Here is a 19,361-nt window from a genome sequence, read left to right as displayed (position 1 = left end):
GTGTATTAACGCAAATCTTTGATGATGCAAGTCACGACACCCCAGATGATCAATTCTTGATTGTCTCTTAAATGAATATCAGAGAAATCTGGATTTTCAGCTTTGAGCCAATGGTAATTACCTTCAATCATCAATCGTTTCACTGTAAAATCATTGTCCACTAGTGCAATGACAATATCTTCATTTTTAGCAGTGAGGCTTCGATCGACAATTAAAAGGTCGTTGATGTTGATGCCTGCATTTAGCATAGATAAAGATGCCACTTTGACTGCAAACGTCGTCAACTCATTTTTAATCAAGTATTTGTTTAGATCCAAAGGTTTTTCAATATAACCTTCAGTATTTGAAGGAGGACCTGCTGATATTTTTTCTAAAGCAAGTGGAATGCTGCTATTTTTTTTGGCAACAATTTGATGGATAGATTCAACTTCATTCACGCGCTTTAAGCGTTGTTTTAAGAAATCCTGAATATGGATAATGCTAGATTCAGGAACACGAATGACCTTGGTGGGTTCATTGAATAAAGATTTTCGACCCGCCCCAGGTCGATAACCACCATGATTACTACTCATATTTTATCTACGCTTGTTTGTGTTACAAAATCAATTTTAAAATTAAACCTTGCAGAATCACAAATGCTTTTCGACCAATGGTGAAATTAAGCCAATGAATTGGATTGGTAAGGGTGATGAATTTAACCCTATCTATTTGTTTAATATTAAAATTAAATTCTAAAAAATATGTTCTAAATAATAGGAATGTCTATTTCTATAAATATGATAAACATAGATACATTTTGACTAAAATAAAGTAATCAACGAGTTGTTTGATGTACTATTGAAAAATTATTGATTATTAGTCTGTTACGGCTGACTTAATCTAAATTTTTCATAAAAAGCATATATTCTGTGTACTTTTTTGATTTTGTTTTATGCGTTAGTATGAAGTTGGTATACATTCAACTTATATTTTGTGCAGTGGTTGTAAATTTTTAACATCGTGCGTCAATCGTTTTCAATAAACGGAAGTCGAGAATAAAATTGATCAATATTCAATTTTATAATTCTTCTTAAATATTTGGGTGTGGGCATGAAATTAGAATTATTAAAAGTAGAAAATGCGGATGAGCTGAGTGCTTGTAAGTTGTCGATCTTATTGGGAGTGATGACGCCAAAAAGTCAGGTAGAAGGCTTTCTGAAATTTGCACGTAGTATATTAAAAACAGACTCTGCTATTCTTGCTTTTCATAATGAGCCTTACATTTGGCATTCATCGCCACTGGGTTTTAATGCTTTTCATGCCAAAAAACAAGCCAATCTCTTGCCGTATTTCAATGGCACCACATCGCTCGGTTCAGATCACGAAAATTATTTAGCATTCTCTCAACATATTAAAGATTTGGGTGTTGATCATGAGCGCGTGATTGCATTTAACTTGAAAATTAATGAGACCGATTCAATTGGACAAGTCATTCTCTTTGATGAGTGCAAAGAGCCTTATGATGATGAATCTTTAGAATTGGTTTATGATTTTTCAATGAGCTTAATTCGTATCATTGAAACACGTCTCGATTATGAAGAATTAAAAGAATTGTATGAGCAACAATCCGCATTGAATTTTAGTAAAACCAAGTTTTTTCAAATTATTGCACATGATCTACGCGCGCCATTCCACGGTTTATTGGGTTTCTCTGAAGTGTTAGCTGAAGAGCGGGCAAGTTTGGACGAGTCAAGTTTGCAAAATATTGCTGAATATTTACATGACACTGCGCAATCGACTTATAACCTATTGGAAAGTCTGTTGAATTGGGCGATGGCAGAAGGTGGTCGATTTGTGTATCACCCGATTAATTTTCAACTCAAACAAGCAACTAAGATCGTCCACGATGTTTTAAATACATTGGCTGTCAAAAAAGAAATCAAACTGGTTGAAAGTGTGGCAGAAGATCTAAGGGTTTATGCTGACATCAATATGATCACTTCAGTGATACAGAACTTGGTTTCTAATGCGCTGAAATTTACGCATGTGGATGGTACAGGTTGTGTCTATATCGAAGCTCAAAGATGTACTCGTGGTATTGAAGTTTGTATCCGTGATACAGGTCTTGGAATGACTGAGGAGCAAATAAAAGGGCTATTTCAGCCTGATATTAAAGTCACGGTCAAAGGGACGTCTGGGGAAAAAGGTGCGGGTTTAGGTTTGGTCTTGTGTAAGCGGTTTGTCGATTTGAACCACGGTGAAATTAGTGTGAGCTCAAAGCAAGGTGAAGGAACAACCTTTAGGGTAATATTACCTGCTGCTGAACATGCACATCAAAGTTTGGTCACACCTCGAAAGAATGAAAAAAAACAGCTACATTCGATATAAAGATCAATTAATTTCTCCAAAAAAGTAGATTGAACTGATATAAATGTTTTCAATATAAAGTTGAAGGCATTTTTGATGAACGCTGAACAATTGCAAAAAACATTAAGAGCAAGCCAGTATGCTGAGCAAGTATTGTCATTGCATACACCATTATTAGAGCAAGATTTTGCAATTGACCAATTTCAGAAAAGCCTAACAACCTCCCAAATTCATTCACTTGTCCAAGACAGTTTGCTTGATATTCAAAATGAAAATCAATGGATGAGTACCTTACGTATTTTACGTGCACGTCTGATGTTTCGATGGATTTGGCAAGATGCTAATCAACTCACCGATGTAGTGACTTTAACGCGTGAACTATCTGACTTTGCCGATGCGAGTATCAATGCTGCAAAAGACTTTGCACGTATTCCATTGCTGGCAAAACACGGTGAGCCAGTGGGCTATGGTGGTAAAGTCCAAGATTTAATCGTGGTTGCAATGGGGAAATTAGGTGCGCAAGAACTCAACTTATCCAGTGATATTGATCTGATTTTTGCCTTTGATGAGCAAGGTGAAACCAATGGTCGAAAGTGTGTCGATGTTCAGCAGTTTTGTATCGCATGGGGACAAAAAATTATCTATCTGCTTGAACATATCACAGCGGATGGTTTTGTGTTCCGCGTGGATATGCGTTTACGACCTTGGGGTGACGGCTCAGCCTTGGCGATTAGTCATGCAGCATTAGAGAAATACCTGAGTCAGCATGGACGTGAGTGGGAGCGCTATGCATGGATCAAAGCACGTATTGTTTCAGGTGGTGTGGATGGTGATGAATTACTCACGATGACTCGACCTTTCGTCTTTCGTAAATATGTAGATTACACCGCATTTGAAGCGATGCGTGAAATGAAAGCCATGATTGAGCGTGAAGTCGCACGTCGTAATATCGAAGATGATATTAAGTTGGGAGCGGGCGGTATTCGTGAGGTGGAGTTCATTGTTCAGGTATTCCAGTTGATCTATGGGGGATCAAAACTGGAGCTACAAGACCGACAATGTTTAGTCAGTTTGAAGCATTTAGGTGAAGTAGGGCTTCTAGATGATGAAGCTGTTGTTGATTTAGAGGATGCGTATTTATTCCTACGTCGAGTAGAACATGCAATACAAGCTTTAAATGATCAACAAACTCAATCTTTACCCAGTGAAATAGATCCACGAAACCGTATTGTTGAAACTTTAGGTTTTGAAGATTGGGATCAATTTTTTACGCACTTGAATCAAAAGCGTCAAAAAGTCATTTACCAGTTTGAACACTTAATTAAAGAAAAAGGCACGGAAACTTTAGCTGAAAGTTTTGGGCAACTTGAAGTGCGTTTAGAAGGTGTATTGGATGATCATGCTAAGAATTTAATTAAAGAGTTTTGGTTTGGACATGCGATTAAGAAATTACCAGCAAAAGCCATTCAACGTTTAAAAGAGTTTTGGCCACATTTGATTGAAGCCATTTTGCAATCTGATAAGCCACAAACTGCATTGGTAAGGTTAATGCCATTAATTGAGTCAGTGATGCGCCGTACGGTGTATTTGGTGATGCTGATTGAAAGCAAAGGAGCCTTACAACGATTAGTCAAAATGGCGACGGTGAGCCCATGGATTTGTGAAGAGCTGACACATTATCCAGTCTTACTGGATGAGTTTTTATCGATGGATTTTGAACTGCCAAAACGCAAAGACTTGGAAGATTCATTACGCCAACAACTGCTCCGTATTGAGATTGATCAAATGGAAGATCAAATGCGAGTGCTGAGATTGTTTAAAAAATCCAATGTTTTAACGGTTGCAGCCAGTGATGTTCTAGCTGAAAGTCCTTTGATGAAAGTCTCTGATGCTCTGACCGATATTGCAGAAGTCTCTGTAATTGCAACTTTGAATTTAGCATATCAAATTACGGCTAAGAAGCATGGTTATCCCTTAGATGCCGAGGGACAACGTTGTTCGATGGATCATATTGCATTTGCTGTGATTGGATATGGCAAAGTAGGTGGCATTGAACTTGGATATGGTTCAGATTTAGATTTGGTCTTCATTCATTATATCGATGAGCAGTCCGACACCGATGGGCTGAAAGCCATCAGTGGTTTCACATTTGCAATGCGAGTTGCACAAAAGTTTATGTCACTGATGACCACGCAAACTTTGGATGGGCGCGTCTATGAAATTGACACACGATTACGTCCTTCAGGTGAAGCGGGGCTGTTGGTTACTAGCTTAAAAGCATTTGAGCAATATCAGCTTAAAAATGCTTGGGTTTGGGAGCATCAAGCGATTGTTCGTGCACGTTCGATCGCAGGAGAAAGTTCATTACGTGAAAAGTTCGAGGAACTTCGCAGAGTTATTTTGACCTTGCCTCGCGATGAGCATAAAGTTCGTGAAGAAGTGCTCAACATGCGTCAAAAAATGAAAGATCACTTGGGTTCATCTAAAGAACAAAAAAAAGATGGAATTTTTCATTTAAAACAGGATGCAGGTGGTATCGTTGATATCGAATTTATGGCACAGTATGTCGTGTTAGCCTGGAGTGGGACGAATGCTGATCTCGCCCATTATTCCGACAATGTACGAATCTTAGAAGATGCTGCCAAGGCACGTTGTTTATCCAGTGACGATGCTTCAGCCTTGATTCAAGCCTATTTGAGTGAACGCGCCGAGAGCCATAGACTCGCCCTTGCCAATCAAAGCATGCAAGTGAGCGCAGCTGACTGGTTTGATACCCGAGAGGTGGTTTGCACATTGTGGCAAAGATTGATTGATCCAACTGCGGTGTTCGCATTGGAAAGTGAATAATTAAGTATACATTTGGAGTTTAAGTCATGAATTTGGCTGATCGTGATGGTTTTATTTGGCAAGATGGACAATTAGTTGATTGGCGTGAAGCAAAAACTCACGTCCTTACTCATACATTACATTACAGTATGGGTGTTTTTGAAGGTGTCCGTGCTTATGAAACACCAAATGGTACAGCGATTTTCCGTCTAAAAGAGCATACAAAACGCTTACTTAACTCTGCAAAAATTTATCAAATGAAAGTTCCATTTGATCAAGCGACGTTAGAACAAGCTCAGATTGATGTTGTACGTGAAAATAAACTCGCATCTTGCTATTTACGTCCTATTATTTTTATTGGTTCAGAAAAGTTGGGTATTGCTGCAACAGACAATACGATTCATGCAGTTGTTGCTGCGTGGAGTTGGGGTGCATATCTTGGTGAAGAAGCAATGGCGAAGGGTATTCGTGTAAAAACTTCTTCATTTACGCATCACCATCCAAACGTGACCATGTGTAAAGCAAAAGCATCAGGTAACTACACGCTTTCAATTTTGGCGCATCAAGAAGTTGCTCACTCTGGATATGACGAAGCAATGCTTCTTGATCCACAGGGTTATGTATGCCAAGGTTCGGGTGAAAACGTATTCTTAGTACGTGATGGTGTGATTCATACACCTGATGTTGCTGGTGGTGCGCTTGATGGTATTACTCGTCAAACGATTATCACCATTGCGAAAGATTTGGGTTATGACGTAATTGAACGCCGTATTACACGTGATGAGTTCTACATTGCAGATGAAGCATTCTTTACGGGTACTGCTGCTGAAGTAACGCCAATTCGTGAATACGATGATCGTCAAATTGGTGAAGGTGCTCGTGGTCCAATCACGACTCAAATCCAAAAAGCTTATTTCGATGCCGTTCAGGGTAAAGATCCTAAATATGCGCATTGGTTGACTTACATTAAATAATCGTTAGTCATAAAAAACCTCTCAAATGAGAGGTTTTTTTTTATTTTAATGCAGTCTTCGCTTTGAACTTATGTCATCATATTGAGTATTGATAAAACAACTGTGGGTTAAAGCATATAGTATGAGTAACATCGTTATATGTATGAAGTGGGGAACTAAATATGGTTCCGACTATGTTAATCGTTTATATAATATGGTGAAACGTCATACCACAGTTGACTTTCAGATGGTGTGTTTGACGGATAGAACCGAAGGAATTGATCCTGCTGTAAAGTGTTTTCCAATTCCAGCATTAGCGCTTCCTGAAGGTGCACCTGAACGTGGTTGGAACAAGCTTTCTACGTTTGAACCTGACTTATATGGTTTGAAAGGCAATGCTTTATTCTTAGATCTAGATGTGGTTATTGTCGATAACATCGATGAATTTTTTACCTATCCGGGTGAATTTTTAATTATTCACGATTGGAAACGACCTTGGCGCATTACGGGCAATAGTTCAGTATATCGCTTCACTTTAGGCGCATTTCCAGGCTTATTACCTTACTTTCGTGAAAACTTTGACGAAATTCGTAAAAAGTTCCGTAATGAACAAGCTTATTTATCTTGGTATGTGGATAAAGAGGGAAAACAAACGTATTGGCCTGAGAATTGGTGTAAGAGTTATAAATATCATTGCCTACAAAAAATACCGATGGCATATTTTAAACCGCCAGTGAAGCCTGATGGCGCAAAAATCATTATTTTCCATGGGGAAATTAATCCACCTGATGCGGTCAATGGTGGTGGTGGTAAATGGTATCGCTATGTGTTGCCATCTCAGTGGATTAAGGATGCTTGGCAATAAATAAGTTTCTCATCCTGAGTTGCTTTAAGGTTTGGTATGAATAAAATAGATTTTGTTATAGCTTGGGTTGATGGTTCTGATCCCAAGCATCAGGCTAAACGTGCTCAATATTCAGGCCAGAATGTTAGTGCTGAAGCAATGCTATCTACTCGCTTTGCTAGTGATGATGAAATCTATTTTTCTATTGCTTCAATACTCAAATATGTTCCGTATTGCGGCAAAATTTATGTGGTGACGGATCAACAAAAGCCTTTATTTTTAGATGAGTTTTCAAAGCAGGGTATTTGTGAGGTTGATCAGATACAAGTAGTTGATCATACTATACTTTTTCAAGAATTTAATGAATATCTCCCTACCTTTAATTCGTTAACGATAGAAACGATGCTTTGGCGAATTCCTCAATTAACTAAGCATTTTATTTATTTGAATGATGATTTCTTTTTTAATGCACCATCAAAAATAACTGATTTTTTAGAGAACGATCAGCAAAAAATTTATGGGCATTGGAAAAGTAATACTTTAGTTAAAGCGAAGCATAACTATCGATTAATTCTCCAAAAATATTTTGGCAAAGCTATGCAACCTAAATACACCTTCGCACAGATGCTCAGTGCTGAATTGGTAGGATTGGATCGCTATTATGAAATACATCATCGACCACATATGTTGAGTCATGAACTTTTTAAAGAGTATTTTGGGCAAAATTTAGAATTGATGAAGAAGCAAATTTCCCATCGTTTTAGGAGTGCTGACCAGTTCTTACCTGTGGGCTTAAATAACCACTTAGGGGTCTCAAAAAACAATGTGACTCTAGAAGCTGATTTAGAAATTGCTTATTTAAAAAATGAACATGGTATAAGTGAATTTTTAAGTAAAATTCAGACAGATTCAATAAAATTTGGATGCATTCAGAGTCTCGATGAGTTTGATGGTTTAAATGCAAAAAAAGTTAAAGATGCAATGATATCGAAATTTGATGATTTTTTACCAGATTCAGTCAAAGCCAAGCCTAGAGAGGGAATAAATGAAAGTTAAAACTTATTTAATCAATCTAGATGGTAGTGATGAACGTTTGCTTAAAGCAACAGAGCAACTCAATGCAGTGAATTGGGCGTTTGAGCGATTTTCAGCATTTGATGGACGAGGAAAATCATATGATTTTTTTCCTCATTATAAGGATGAGCAATCACAAAAAAGAAGTGGCCGAAGTTTACTGAATTCTGAAATTGGTTGCTATTTGAGTCATTATGGTTGTGTTGAAAAGTTTTTAAATACAGATGCTGATTATTTAGTTGTTTTGGAGGATGATTTGCAAATTTCATCTGATTTTTCTGAAAATTTAAATCAAACACTTTCATATTTAGATCATCATCAGGACTTAGATTGGTATTTGGTTAATATTGCAGCCAAGAAAAAGAAGTTGGCGAAAGATATTTTCGATTTTAAAAGTTTTAAACTGTGGCATGCATATTATTTTCCTATCCGAGGATTGGGGCTAATTTGGTCTAGAAAAGGCGCTGAAGCCTTTATTGAAGCTGGACGATCTATTGAAATGCCAGTTGATGTTTTTTTTCAAAGTTGGTTGAGTAAAAGTGGTAAGGGCTTAGGTGTATGGCCTGCGTTAGTAAAACCTGCTGGTATTGATAGTGATATTTTGGGAACTGTTGCTTCTCAAAAAATTTCTAGAAAGCAGAAAGAAAATCGCAGTGGCTCTTATGAGTTTAAAAAGCAAAGACGAATGTGGTGTGATCGCTACTATGCTATTAAACATTTGATTTCGAAAAATAAGGGATAGTCTTGCAAAGTTTAGTGATTAGCCTCGAGAAGGCAACAGAGCGACGTAAACACATAAGCAATGAGTTTGGTAAGCAGAATATAAATTATGATTTTTTTGATGCGCTTACACCTGATTTAGCGGAACCGTTAGCAAAAAAAATGGGACTAAATATCCAAGATCAATTGCTTAGTAAAGGTGAGTTGGCTTGTTTTATGAGTCATGTATCTATTTGGCAAAAAATGGTTGATGAACATATCCCTTATTTGGCTATTTTTGAAGATGATGTATTTTTGGGTGAAAACGCAAATATTTTTTTAAATGACGATAGTTGGATTAAAAATTATTGGGGGGTTATAAAGTTAGAAGCATTTTCACGAAAAGTTTGGTTGGCAAAATATAGTGAAAAATTAAATTTCAATCGTGAGATTATACAATTAAAAGGAAGACACGTTGGTGGTGCAGGATATATATTAAGTTTATCTTTTGCACAATATTTATTACACTTAGTTAAAACGATTAAGGTTGCAGAACCTTTAGATCATATTTTATTTGATCCCAAATACCATCAGCAACTAAATTTATATCAAATGAATCCGGCTTTATGCATCCAGAGTTATCTTTATGATAATTCTGAATGCTTTACAAGTAGTTTAGAGCTACAACGAATAGAAAGACGAGGTTTTGAAAGTAGTAAAAGAACATTACTTGATAAACTAATTCGTGAATTGAAGCGATTATATTCAAATATATTTAACTTAATTAGCAAAAGAGAAATCAGCTTTAAATAGTCTCTATCAACATTATACAATAGTAATTAAATATAAATGTGAGCTAGAGTAGGTGGACTTTTAAGTTCACTTCCTCGTCTTTTTGAGGCTGTTAGTATTCATATTTTAAAATTTAAAGATATAATTGAATATATTGCTCTCTGATACCATTCCTAAATTATGGGTAGAGAGTAATTATTAACGTAAAATGCAAAAAATCTTGGATGATTAAGCCTTGAATTTTTAATGGTTTTATATAAGTATTCTATGTAATTTAATCATCAATGAAAATTTGAAAAGTATAACTATAAAATTGAAAATTGATTTATAAGAAAAATTTTTATCCAAAATTTAATTAATTTAGACAAATAAGATGTTTATTTGATAGTATAGAATTATTTATTTTTAGTATTTTTCATGGAAAAGTGTTCTGAGTTTTGCCCTGTTATAATGGGGGCTGCAACTGGTTATTCGCCAGAAAAAGTTGAATTATTTCTTAACAGTATATCTCAAACAAATTATAAAGGTGTTGTAACTTTATTCTTAAATTCATCTCAGATTGCTGAATACAAATTTTTTTTTAATCAAAGAGATAATTATCAGTTTCATTTGAATTTTGTGGAATCAAAAATAGGAATTTTTAGTAGCTCTAAAAATATTAGCAAAAATTTTAAGAAATTTATTCGTTTTTTAAGTAAATTTGTTGTGTCTGCAGATCCTAATTTGAAGAAAGACTTTATCTACTTTTTTGCACCGCCTCATGTTTCCCGTTTTTTCGATTATTATGATTATTTACAGTCTAATAAATTTAGTCATGTAGTACTTACAGATACAAGAGATGTAATTGTTCAAGGTGATTTAAATGAGTTAAATCAGACAGGGCTTTTTTTAGGTATGGAAGATGATAGTTTATTATTAGGTGAAGATTCTTTTCATATTAAATGGATCAGTGATGTTTACGGTAAAAAATGTTTGAAAGAGATAAAGGATAAACAAATCTCTTGTGCAGGAGTAACATTCGGAGATTATCACTCTTTGAATAGCTATCTTGAAGTGATGATAAATGAATTTATTACTTTGCCTTATTATACTATGGTAAAGTCGAATTACGATCAAGGTATTCATAATAAGCTACTGTACTCTAATAAATTTTCTTCAATAAATTTGTGTCAGCCTCTTAAATCTAAAATTGCAACACTAGGTGTTATGAATATTGAAAATATAAATTTAAATGAAAATGTTGTACTTTTAAATTTGGATGGGACAATTCCGTTATTTGTTCATCAATATGATAGACACGTCGAGTTGGAAAAAATTTTAGTTGATAAATATTCATAATTTTAAATGACAAGGACGTATAATTATTTTTATCCCTATTTTTGTTTAAAATTCTATAATTTTAGTTTTTTATTAATAATTAAATTTATTTGCAGCAGGTTGCCTTGTTGTGATTTTTCTACTGTGAGTGATTGATATGTGAAGACATGAAATTCATTTAAAATTAAATTCTTATTACTGGGTGTTGCATCAGTTTTATGTAAGAGTTATTCATAAATGATTCTAAAATTTAATGAAACTTTATAAGCTTCGTAGTTATTTTTTTAAAATTATATACGGATGTATTAATAATTTTTAAAAAAGTAGCTAAGTTTAAGAACCAATTTTATTAATACATTTCCTAAACCGTTTATATCCCCATATATATTGTGCTGGAGCAGTGTTAATTATTTGTTCCAGCTCTATATTTAGGGTATCGACTGAAAGTTGTAAATCTTTGGAAAGAATATCATCTGAAAGCTTTGAGGCATAAATTTCAAAGCCATCAATGTCATCGCAACGTAAACAAGACAGACCAATAACAGCACATTGTGTTTTAGCTGCTAACTTAGAAACAAGGGTGGATGATAGTGTATTTTGACCATAAAAATATGAGTAAATACCACCAGATTCTTTAGGCACATGATCAGGTAAAATTACTGTTAAACCACATGATTTTAAATGTTTAAAAATTGCACGTACACCTGATTCATCTGTAGGAACAAGCTTTGCATTCAAACGTTGTCTCGCTTCTAACATAAAGCGATCTACATCTTCGTTTTTATTAGGTTTATACATGATCACGGGTGAAGTATGTTGATTTAGCCAAACATTCAGTAGCTCCCATGTCCCAAAATGAGGAACTACAACAATAACGCCTTTTTGAGCATTAATGGCATCGAGAAAAATATTCTCACCGTGTATTTTTGAAATTAACGACAGCGCATAGTCTGTGCTTGATCCCCATATTTTTATTGATTCTGCATAAGTCATACACTGGCTTTGCATGCTTTTATGAGTGAGGATTTCTCGTTCATCAGCTGTGAGTTCAGGGTAAGCTAGAGACAGGTTTTTTTCTGTTGTTTTTCTTAAGGAAGAATTTGTTTTGAATAAAAGACTTCCAGTAGCTCTAGCAAAAGATTGGATTGCTGCCATTGGAAGCTTGGATATCATTTTTAAGGATAAATAGATCACTCAGAATTCACTGCTCTTAAATTATTGAAATGGAAAAGCTTAGTGAGAATCGGAGTTACCTTTGAGAACCATATAGATTAATGCCGCAATAGATCCGAAAGCGGCAATAAAGCTACTTGTACTAAAGAAAACAATGCGTTGATATGTGGTTAAGTTAAATAACTCTTCATTTAGAATGTAGCGCATGAATGCCCATTGGATGATACAGAACACAATAATAATAATTGTATGACGACGAACATCTGGACGCATAGCCATGTGGATACACCTATAACTGAATCGAGCTATTATGCCATTGATGAGAATTTATCTCAATTTTGTTGTGCGTATTCATAAAAAAACCCTACTCGAAAGTAGGGCTCTTAGATCAGAAACTAAAATTATTTAGTTTCTTCAGCTTTTGGCTTTTCACGTAAGCGAATACCTAAGTCACGAAGTTGATTTGATTCAACTGGTGCAGGTGCTTGTGTTAATGGACATTCAGCAGTTTTGGTTTTCGGGAATGCGATTACGTCACGAATAGAAGAACCACCTGTCATGAGCATTACAAGACGGTCAAGACCGAATGCCAAACCACCGTGTGGAGGCGCACCGTAACGTAAAGCATTTAATAAGAAGCTGAATTTTTCTTCTGCTTCTTCTTCACCAATACCTAAAGCTTCAAAAATTGTTTTTTGCATTTCTAGGTTATGAATACGTAGTGAACCACCGCCGATTTCAGTACCGTTAAGTACCATATCATAAGCAACTGAAAGTGCTTCACCTGGATTGCTCTTCACTTCTTCAACGCTTGATTTTGGTAGCGTGAATGGGTGATGCACAGAAGTCCAGCCAGTATCAGTTTCTTCAAACATTGGGAAGTCTACAACCCAAAGCGGTGCCCACTCGCAAGTTGCAAGTTTCATGTCGTGACCGACTTTAATACGTAAAGCACCCATTGCATCGTTTACAATTTTCGCTTTGTCCGCACCAAAGAATACGATATCGCCATTTTCTGCGCCAACACGTTTTAATAGATCGAGTACGATTGGCTCGATAAATTTAACGATTGGAGATTGTAAGCCTTCAATGCCTTTTTCAAGTTCGTTGACTTTGATGTAAGCCAAACCTTTCGCACCGTAGATGCCAACAAATTTAGTGTATTCATCAACTTGGCTACGTGGAAGTGACGCTGCACCAGGTACACGAAGTGCAACAATACGACCTTTAGGATCTTTAGCAGGGCCTGCAAATACTTTGAATTCAACGTCTTGCATCATGTCTGCAACGTCAACCAATTTCAAAGGAATACGCATATCCGGTTTGTCAGACGCATAATCACGCATAGCATCGTTATATGTCATACGTGGGAATTTGTCGAAATCAACGTTTAGAAGTTCTTTGAACATCTTAACCGTTAACGTTTCCATTAAATCCATGATGTCATCGTCACTCATGAACGATGTTTCAACGTCGATTTGTGTGAATTCAGGCTGACGGTCAGCACGTAAGTCTTCATCACGGAAACATTTAGCAATTTGGTAGTAACGATCGATACCGCCTACCATCAACAACTGTTTGAATAGCTGTGGAGATTGTGGAAGTGCGTAGAAGCTACCATTTGATACACGGCTTGGGACTAAATAGTCACGCGCACCTTCAGGGGTAGCGCGAGTCAAAATCGGTGTTTCAACATCTAAGAAACCATTGTCTTCGAAGTAGTTACGAATCAAGTTAGTCAATTTAGAACGGAAACGAAGACGATCTAACATTTCTGGACGACGAATATCCAAGAAACGGTATTTCAAACGAATTTCTTCTGAAATATTTGTATTATCATCATTTAATGGAAATGGTGGTGTTTCAGATTGAGCAAGAACTTCAATTTCTTTGCCTAAAACTTCAATTTGGCCACTTACCATATTGGCATTTTCTGTGCCTTCATAACGACGACGTACGCGGCCAGTGATTTTTAATACGAATTCTGAACGTACTTTGTCTGCAGTTGCAAATGCTTCAGGGGTATCTGGATCGATAACCACTTGTACTAGACCATCACGGTCACGCATATCTAGGAAGATGACACCACCGTGATCACGGCGACGATGTACCCAACCGCATAATGTTACGGTTTGGTCAATTTGAGCTTCGGTTAAAGTACCGCAGTAATGAGTTCGCATCATAGCGTTAAAAATCCAACTATATGGGTTAAAGAAAGCGTCTACGTAAACAGCGTATCGCCTTTATTCGAAGGATGAATTATGCCTCTTTGGTTAAGGTGGGACAAGATTTATATTCGGAATACTGAATTGTTAATAAAGTTACTATTACAAAACAATATAAATAAAGTGCAATTTTAAAATTAAAAAGATGATCAGTCATTCCGCATAGAATAGTGAATAAGATGAGTGCTGTAATGATGTGATGTATCAATATTACGTAGTCATTAAGGGGGGCTATCTTTTTCATTTTCAGTGAAACGTAGAACGGAGTAAAGAGTAAGGCGCAAATTCCGAAGAAACCTAAAATGCCATGACTGCTGAGATCATGAAGAAAGATATGATGTAAGTGAGGTGGAGTAATACCTGTTTTGATAAAAACTTGATGCTGACTGGCAATATTTCCAAAACCATATAAAGGTGATGCTGTAAAATTTTCTAAAGAAGTTTCATACATGGTGACTCTGAGCCCTACGCTTGTTTGATCAAAATCACCGCTCACTTGAGTAGAGAGGTCTGAATTAAATGCCGCTACTCGGCTCTCTAATGGATTATTATCCATAACGAGAAATACGGTTATTGTGGATACAATAGCAGTCACAAAAACAAAACTAATTAATTTTTTGTAATTTTTAAACTGAAAAAGTATTGCAGAAATTGTTAAGCATATAAGTGCTAACCAAACACCACGAGTACCTTGGAGGCAAATTGTAAGGATATTAAGTAAACAAATTATTGTTACAAGTGTAGAAAATTTATTTTTTTTGAGAGAACTATATAGAAGCGGAATTAATGAAATAAAAATAATAGTATAATTGTATATAATTATTGGACTTAATTCGTGTGCTAGTAAGCCACGAGAAAAATTAAATTTAAAATTCATGTACGTATGAAAAATAAATGAGAAAATAGTAAGAATTAGGCCAATAACATAGATTTCGAAGAGCTTTATTTTTAATTGATTTACTATATAGGGGAGAAGTAATAAGAAAATTAAAAAAAAGTAGTGGTATGAATTACTAGAAAGACTACCTTTCGAATGAAGAAATTCACTTAACGAAATAAAGATGATTGGAGTTAAAGTAAATAAGTACAAGTAATGAGGTATTTTAATTTTTTGTTTTGTTTTAAAAAAAATAACAACCGTCAGAGGGGGGAGGAGGTAGAGTAAAAATGAAATAGATCCAGATGTTTTAACTAAATTTAAAAATGTAATAAAGAGAGCAGTTAAAAATATAAAACGGCATTTCTCAAGTATTATTTCATTATGAGTATCTAGCGTGTTACTAAGGTTCATTTTAAAAAAATCAGATGTTTATATATGTATATTGTATATCAAGAAATTTGAGCATTAATATATCTAAAAAGAATTATTGTATTTATAATTAATTGTTATATTATAACATTACTTTAAAATCAGTGTTTCGGGCCAACACATGTCTTTCCATAAGAACTTAATTACCATTTCAATATTTTCGATTGTTGCTCCTGCAGTTTTTGCAGATGAAATTAAATCAACCACACAACTAGAAACCATTCAATTACAGGCACATCCATTGGTTCAGTCTGCAGCAGATTTTTCTGTTGCTGATCATGTGATTGATGAATCAGATTTGAAACAGCGCGCAACCACAATTGGTGATGCGTTAGCAGATGAGTTAAGTGTTTATTCAAATCAGTTTGGTACTGGAGCGAGTCGTCCAGTGATTCGTGGTCAAGATGGACCGCGTGTCAAAGTATTGCAACATGCTTCTGAAACGGCAGATGTATCAACATTGTCACCTGACCATGCTGTGACGGTTGATCCTATCTTAGCTAAGCAAGTTGAAGTGATTCGAGGTCCATCTACTTTGCTCTATAGCGCAGGAAATGTGGGTGGCTTAGTCAATGTGACTGATCAAAAAATCCCTACTCAAATGCCAGAAAATGGTTTGGAAGGCTCAGCAGGTCTTCGTTACAATTCTGGGAATGATCAGAAGTTAGCAAGTTTTGGTGCAACGGCTGGGATGGGTGAAAATTTTGCACTTCGTGTAGAAGGATCTAAACATAAAGCCAATGACTATATTACACCGAGTTATTTTCATGAACATGATGGCGAGCTTGAAAAAGAAAAACGAGTGGGTAATACTTTTGCTGAGGGTCAAAATGTCAATATAGGTGGTTCTTGGATTCATGATCGTGGATTTGTAGGTTTGTCCTATAGTAATCGTCAAGATCAATATGGTTTACCAGGTCATAGCCATGAGTATCATGAATGTCATCCTCATGGGAATGAAATTCATTGTGGAGGTCACGGCGCAGGAGCTGGAATTACACATTCCGAAGAACATGGTGGGCCATGGGTTGATTTAGAGTCTCATCGCTATGATGTCCGAGCGGAATTAATTGATCCAATAAGAGGATTTAATAAGTTACGTGCTCATGCGAGTTTCACCGACTATGAACATGATGAATTAGAGGAAAATAGTGTCATCAGTACCTTTAAAAATAAAGGTTACGATGCTCGTTTGGAATTAGTACATAATATTTTTGGTGGCTGGGAGGGTGTAATAGGCACGCAATTTAGTCAACAGGAAATTAAGTTGGCTGGAGTTGAGGAAGATCATGGTGGTCATTCTCATGGCTCCGTATTAATGGATGATTCTAAAACCCAAAAGTATAGTTTATTCGGCTTAGAACACCGCCAATTAGGTGATGTGCATATTGAGTTAGGTGCTCGTGTGGAGCATCAAAAGATTGATATTAATTCAGATCAGGAAAATTATTCTGATACAGGTGTGTCTGGCTCGGCAGCAGCCAATTGGGAGTTTGCACCAAACTATAAGTTATCGATTGTTGGATCACATCAACAGCGATTACCGCTGGCACAAGAGTTATATGCCGACGGTATTCATTTCGCAACGAATACTTATGAGCGTGGCAACGAAAACTTAAGTATTGAAAAATCTAATAATCTAGAGCTCGGATTACATTACGAAAAAGATCAATGGGATTATCATATTCATGTGTATCACAACTGGTTTGACAACTATATTTATGGAACGACTACAGATAGCCATAAAGATTTTCGTTTAGTGGATTACACACAAGATAAAGCTAAATTCTATGGTGCTGAAGTTCAAGTGGGGTATACTTTTAACGACCAATATAAAATGAGTGTGTTTGGTGACTATGTACGTGGCAAAATTGAAAATGAAAATGCACCACGTATTCCAAGTGGACGTTTAGGGGCTAAATTTGAAGCAGATTTTGCAGATGGTTGGTCGGGTTCAGCTGAATATTATCATGTGTTTAATCAAGACAAGATTGCCAGCTATGAAACAGAGACTCAAGGTTATAATATGGTCAATGTAGGCGTATCGTACGCAGGTCAAATCAATGATCGTAATGATTATCGCGTATTCTTAAATGCTAATAACTTGCTCGATGATCAGGTGTATTCACATGCATCATTCTTATCCAATATTCCACAAATGGGTCGTAACTTTAGTGTCGGCATTGATTTTGGTTTCTAGTCTAAAATAAATTAAGGGGATTCTAGGTCGCTTAAACAGAAATCCTCTTGAAAAATCAAACAATAAAACCTAGTCTGACTCTATCGGACTAGGTTTTTTGTTATGCGTATTTTTCAGCGAATTCATCAAAAATTGAATTGGTCAGGTCGACAGTACTTTGCCCTCATTTTAGGAATGGTTGCGCTCGGTTATCTTTCATCTGCGATTTATCATATCTATAAACCTTTACCAGAGGGCTTAGATTATACAGGTAAGTTACGTCACGCTAATGTCAAATTTTTGGCGGATAAGACTTATTTAGATGCTCAAGGTAAACAACAACAAGAGCATCAAATTTTCAATCAAATCCTTAAACTGATTGATGAAGCACAGACGACGATCGTCTTGGATATGTTTTTATTCAATGATGAAGTCGGATCATCAAAAATTTCACATGACAAGTTGACTCAAAATTTAACAGAGGCATTAATCGTTAAAAAACGAATGACGCCACAGATTGAAATTAAAGTCATTACCGATCCGATTAACTCTGTATATGGCGGTATTGCACCAGAGCACTATCGACAGTTGCGCCAGGCTGGGATAGAGGTCATTGAAACGGATTTAACGGCACTACGTGCTTCGAATCCACTGTGGTCAGGCTTTTGGTATTTATGTTGTCAGGGTGTGGGTAATAATGCTGAAAAGGGTTGGTTACCGAATCCATTTGGTGATGAAAAGATTACCCTACGTAGTTATTTATCATTATTTAACTTTAAAGCCAATCATAGAAAAACTGTGGTCGTAGATACGCTTGAAGGCTGGAAAACTTTAGTCACTTCTATGAATCCGCATGATGGTAGTTCGCATCATTCTAATGTTGCTTTAATGGTTACAGGTAATACAGCGATCGATGTACTTAAAACTGAACAAGCGGTTGGACGTATGTCGAAAGGCGATATTCCTGTGGTGATCGTGGGAGACTTTGAAGAGGCTAAAGAATTCCCACAAGCTCAAGTGCTAACAGAAAAAGCCATTTTAGATGCGACCTTGAAATTGATTGAAACAGCGAAATCAGGTGAAAATATTGATTTAGCGATGTTCTATTTATCTGAGCGAGAGATCGTCAAAGGACTGATTGCAGCAAAACAACGAGGTGTTAATGTAAAAGTTTTATTGGATCCGAACAAAGATGCATTTGGTCGTGAGAAAAATGGCATTCCCAATCGACAGGTTGCATCTGAGCTGAATGAAGCTAGTGTTCAAGTTCGTTGGTGTAATACGCAAGGTGAGCAATGCCACAGTAAAATGATTATAAAATCAAATGCTCAACAGTCTGAGATGATTTTAGGGTCTGCGAATTTTACAGCACGTAATCTTAAGAATTACAACTTAGAGACAAATATTCGTGTGGTAGGAAATTCTTCAGCAGATGTGTTTAAAGATGCTCAACGCTACTTTAATACAGCATGGTCTAATTTGGATGCTAAGAATATGAGTGTCGATTATGCGCAATACGCTGATGAATCGAAGTGGAAATATGGACTGTATCGCTTTATGGAGTGGAGTGGTGTGTCGACCTTTTAATGAAGATTAAATTTAACTTCTCTCAAACCCTCTCCTA

General features: G+C 36.1%; 15 protein-coding genes. 10 read left to right on the top strand and 5 right to left on the bottom strand.

From position 1 onward, the window contains the following. Positions 1-5: 5 nt before the first annotated feature. The gene (locus AC5YDM_RS10495) at positions 6-572 is read right to left on the bottom strand and encodes a LexA family protein (RefSeq protein ID WP_496152059.1); all 567 of its coding nucleotides are present in this window, start codon (positions 570-572) and stop codon (positions 6-8) included. Between the two features lie 517 nt (positions 573-1,089). On the opposite strand from AC5YDM_RS10495, the gene AC5YDM_RS10490 reads away from it, so the two are divergent. The 8 genes from AC5YDM_RS10490 (at position 1,090) to AC5YDM_RS10455 (ending at position 10,872) form a co-directional block, all read left to right on the top strand. After that, positions 1,090-2,367 (top strand): sensor histidine kinase, encoded by a 1,278-nt coding sequence (locus tag AC5YDM_RS10490; RefSeq protein ID WP_496152058.1) that lies wholly within the window; start codon positions 1,090-1,092, stop codon positions 2,365-2,367. A 75-nt stretch (positions 2,368-2,442) separates the two neighbouring features. Continuing rightward, entirely contained in the window at positions 2,443-5,193 is a 2,751-nt protein-coding gene (glnE, locus tag AC5YDM_RS10485; RefSeq protein ID WP_496152057.1) for a bifunctional [glutamate--ammonia ligase]-adenylyl-L-tyrosine phosphorylase/[glutamate--ammonia-ligase] adenylyltransferase, read from the top strand. A gap of 26 nt (positions 5,194-5,219) precedes the next feature. Beyond that, positions 5,220-6,146, top strand: a complete 927-nt coding sequence (locus tag AC5YDM_RS10480) for a branched-chain amino acid transaminase (RefSeq protein WP_496152056.1) — start codon at positions 5,220-5,222, stop codon at positions 6,144-6,146. Positions 6,147-6,267: 121 nt separating this feature from the next. After that, complete coding sequence (locus AC5YDM_RS10475) at positions 6,268-6,990, top strand: glycosyltransferase (protein ID WP_496152055.1); 723 nt, start codon at positions 6,268-6,270, stop codon at positions 6,988-6,990. A 36-nt stretch (positions 6,991-7,026) separates the two neighbouring features. Next, on the top strand, positions 7,027-8,025 hold the full coding sequence (locus tag AC5YDM_RS10470; protein ID WP_496152054.1) for a Stealth CR1 domain-containing protein: 999 nt from the start codon (positions 7,027-7,029) through the stop codon (positions 8,023-8,025). Then, positions 8,015-8,785 (top strand): glycosyltransferase family 25 protein, encoded by a 771-nt coding sequence (locus tag AC5YDM_RS10465; protein WP_496152053.1) that lies wholly within the window; start codon positions 8,015-8,017, stop codon positions 8,783-8,785. The genes AC5YDM_RS10470 and AC5YDM_RS10465 overlap by 11 nt, the downstream gene beginning before the upstream one ends. A gap of 2 nt (positions 8,786-8,787) precedes the next feature. Next, entirely contained in the window at positions 8,788-9,555 is a 768-nt protein-coding gene (locus tag AC5YDM_RS10460) for a glycosyltransferase family 25 protein (protein ID WP_496152052.1), read from the top strand. Between the two features lie 396 nt (positions 9,556-9,951). Further along, complete coding sequence (locus AC5YDM_RS10455; protein ID WP_496152051.1) at positions 9,952-10,872, top strand: hypothetical protein; 921 nt, start codon at positions 9,952-9,954, stop codon at positions 10,870-10,872. Between the two features lie 312 nt (positions 10,873-11,184). Here the strand turns inward: AC5YDM_RS10455 and AC5YDM_RS10450 are convergent, their stop codons facing one another. The 4 genes from AC5YDM_RS10450 to AC5YDM_RS10435 form a co-directional block, all read right to left on the bottom strand. Next, complete coding sequence (locus tag AC5YDM_RS10450) at positions 11,185-12,042, bottom strand: lysophospholipid acyltransferase family protein (RefSeq protein ID WP_496152103.1); 858 nt, start codon at positions 12,040-12,042, stop codon at positions 11,185-11,187. 42 nt (positions 12,043-12,084) lie between these two features. Then, positions 12,085-12,303 carry a hypothetical protein gene (locus AC5YDM_RS10445; protein ID WP_496152050.1) on the bottom strand — a complete coding sequence of 73 codons (219 nt, stop codon included), beginning with the start codon at positions 12,301-12,303 and terminating at the stop codon, positions 12,085-12,087. Positions 12,304-12,425: 122 nt separating this feature from the next. Continuing rightward, on the bottom strand, positions 12,426-14,207 hold the full coding sequence (gene aspS / locus AC5YDM_RS10440; protein WP_496152049.1) for an aspartate--tRNA ligase: 1,782 nt from the start codon (positions 14,205-14,207) through the stop codon (positions 12,426-12,428). A 76-nt stretch (positions 14,208-14,283) separates the two neighbouring features. After that, entirely contained in the window at positions 14,284-15,126 is an 843-nt protein-coding gene (locus AC5YDM_RS10435) for an O-antigen ligase family protein (protein ID WP_496152048.1), read from the bottom strand. Positions 15,127-15,679: 553 nt separating this feature from the next. Here AC5YDM_RS10435 and znuD point away from each other — a divergent pair. Together znuD and AC5YDM_RS10425 are read left to right on the top strand one after the other, a co-directional pair. Further along, the gene (gene znuD / locus AC5YDM_RS10430) at positions 15,680-17,758 is read left to right on the top strand and encodes a zinc piracy TonB-dependent receptor ZnuD (RefSeq protein WP_496152047.1); all 2,079 of its coding nucleotides are present in this window, start codon (positions 15,680-15,682) and stop codon (positions 17,756-17,758) included. 102 nt (positions 17,759-17,860) lie between these two features. Beyond that, positions 17,861-19,324 (top strand): phospholipase D family protein, encoded by a 1,464-nt coding sequence (locus tag AC5YDM_RS10425; RefSeq protein ID WP_496152046.1) that lies wholly within the window; start codon positions 17,861-17,863, stop codon positions 19,322-19,324. Positions 19,325-19,361 lie beyond the last annotated feature (37 nt).

Source organism: Acinetobacter sp. CY81 (assembly GCF_059515925.1).
Note: the sequence above shows the minus strand (reverse complement) of the source record. Positions and strands in the feature narration are given on the sequence as shown.

Excerpts from the sequence above, each read along its gene's own strand:
- aspS (WP_496152049.1), bottom strand. The coding sequence starts at position 14,207 with ATGATGCGAACTCATTACTGCGGTACTTTAACCGAAGCTCAAATTGAC.
- AC5YDM_RS10475 (WP_496152055.1), top strand. The coding sequence starts at position 6,268 with ATGAGTAACATCGTTATATGTATGAAGTGGGGAACTAAATATGGTTCC.
- AC5YDM_RS10425 (WP_496152046.1), top strand. The coding sequence starts at position 17,861 with ATGCGTATTTTTCAGCGAATTCATCAAAAATTGAATTGGTCAGGTCGA.
- AC5YDM_RS10455 (WP_496152051.1), top strand. The coding sequence starts at position 9,952 with ATGGAAAAGTGTTCTGAGTTTTGCCCTGTTATAATGGGGGCTGCAACT.
- znuD (WP_496152047.1), top strand. The coding sequence starts at position 15,680 with ATGTCTTTCCATAAGAACTTAATTACCATTTCAATATTTTCGATTGTT.
- glnE (WP_496152057.1), top strand. The coding sequence starts at position 2,443 with ATGAACGCTGAACAATTGCAAAAAACATTAAGAGCAAGCCAGTATGCT.
- AC5YDM_RS10465 (WP_496152053.1), top strand. The coding sequence starts at position 8,015 with ATGAAAGTTAAAACTTATTTAATCAATCTAGATGGTAGTGATGAACGT.
- AC5YDM_RS10435 (WP_496152048.1), bottom strand. The coding sequence starts at position 15,126 with ATGAATTTTAAATTTAATTTTTCTCGTGGCTTACTAGCACACGAATTA.
- AC5YDM_RS10470 (WP_496152054.1), top strand. The coding sequence starts at position 7,027 with ATGAATAAAATAGATTTTGTTATAGCTTGGGTTGATGGTTCTGATCCC.
- AC5YDM_RS10445 (WP_496152050.1), bottom strand. The coding sequence starts at position 12,303 with ATGGCTATGCGTCCAGATGTTCGTCGTCATACAATTATTATTATTGTG.
- AC5YDM_RS10495 (WP_496152059.1), bottom strand. The coding sequence starts at position 572 with ATGAGTAGTAATCATGGTGGTTATCGACCTGGGGCGGGTCGAAAATCT.
- AC5YDM_RS10480 (WP_496152056.1), top strand. The coding sequence starts at position 5,220 with ATGAATTTGGCTGATCGTGATGGTTTTATTTGGCAAGATGGACAATTA.
- AC5YDM_RS10490 (WP_496152058.1), top strand. The coding sequence starts at position 1,090 with ATGAAATTAGAATTATTAAAAGTAGAAAATGCGGATGAGCTGAGTGCT.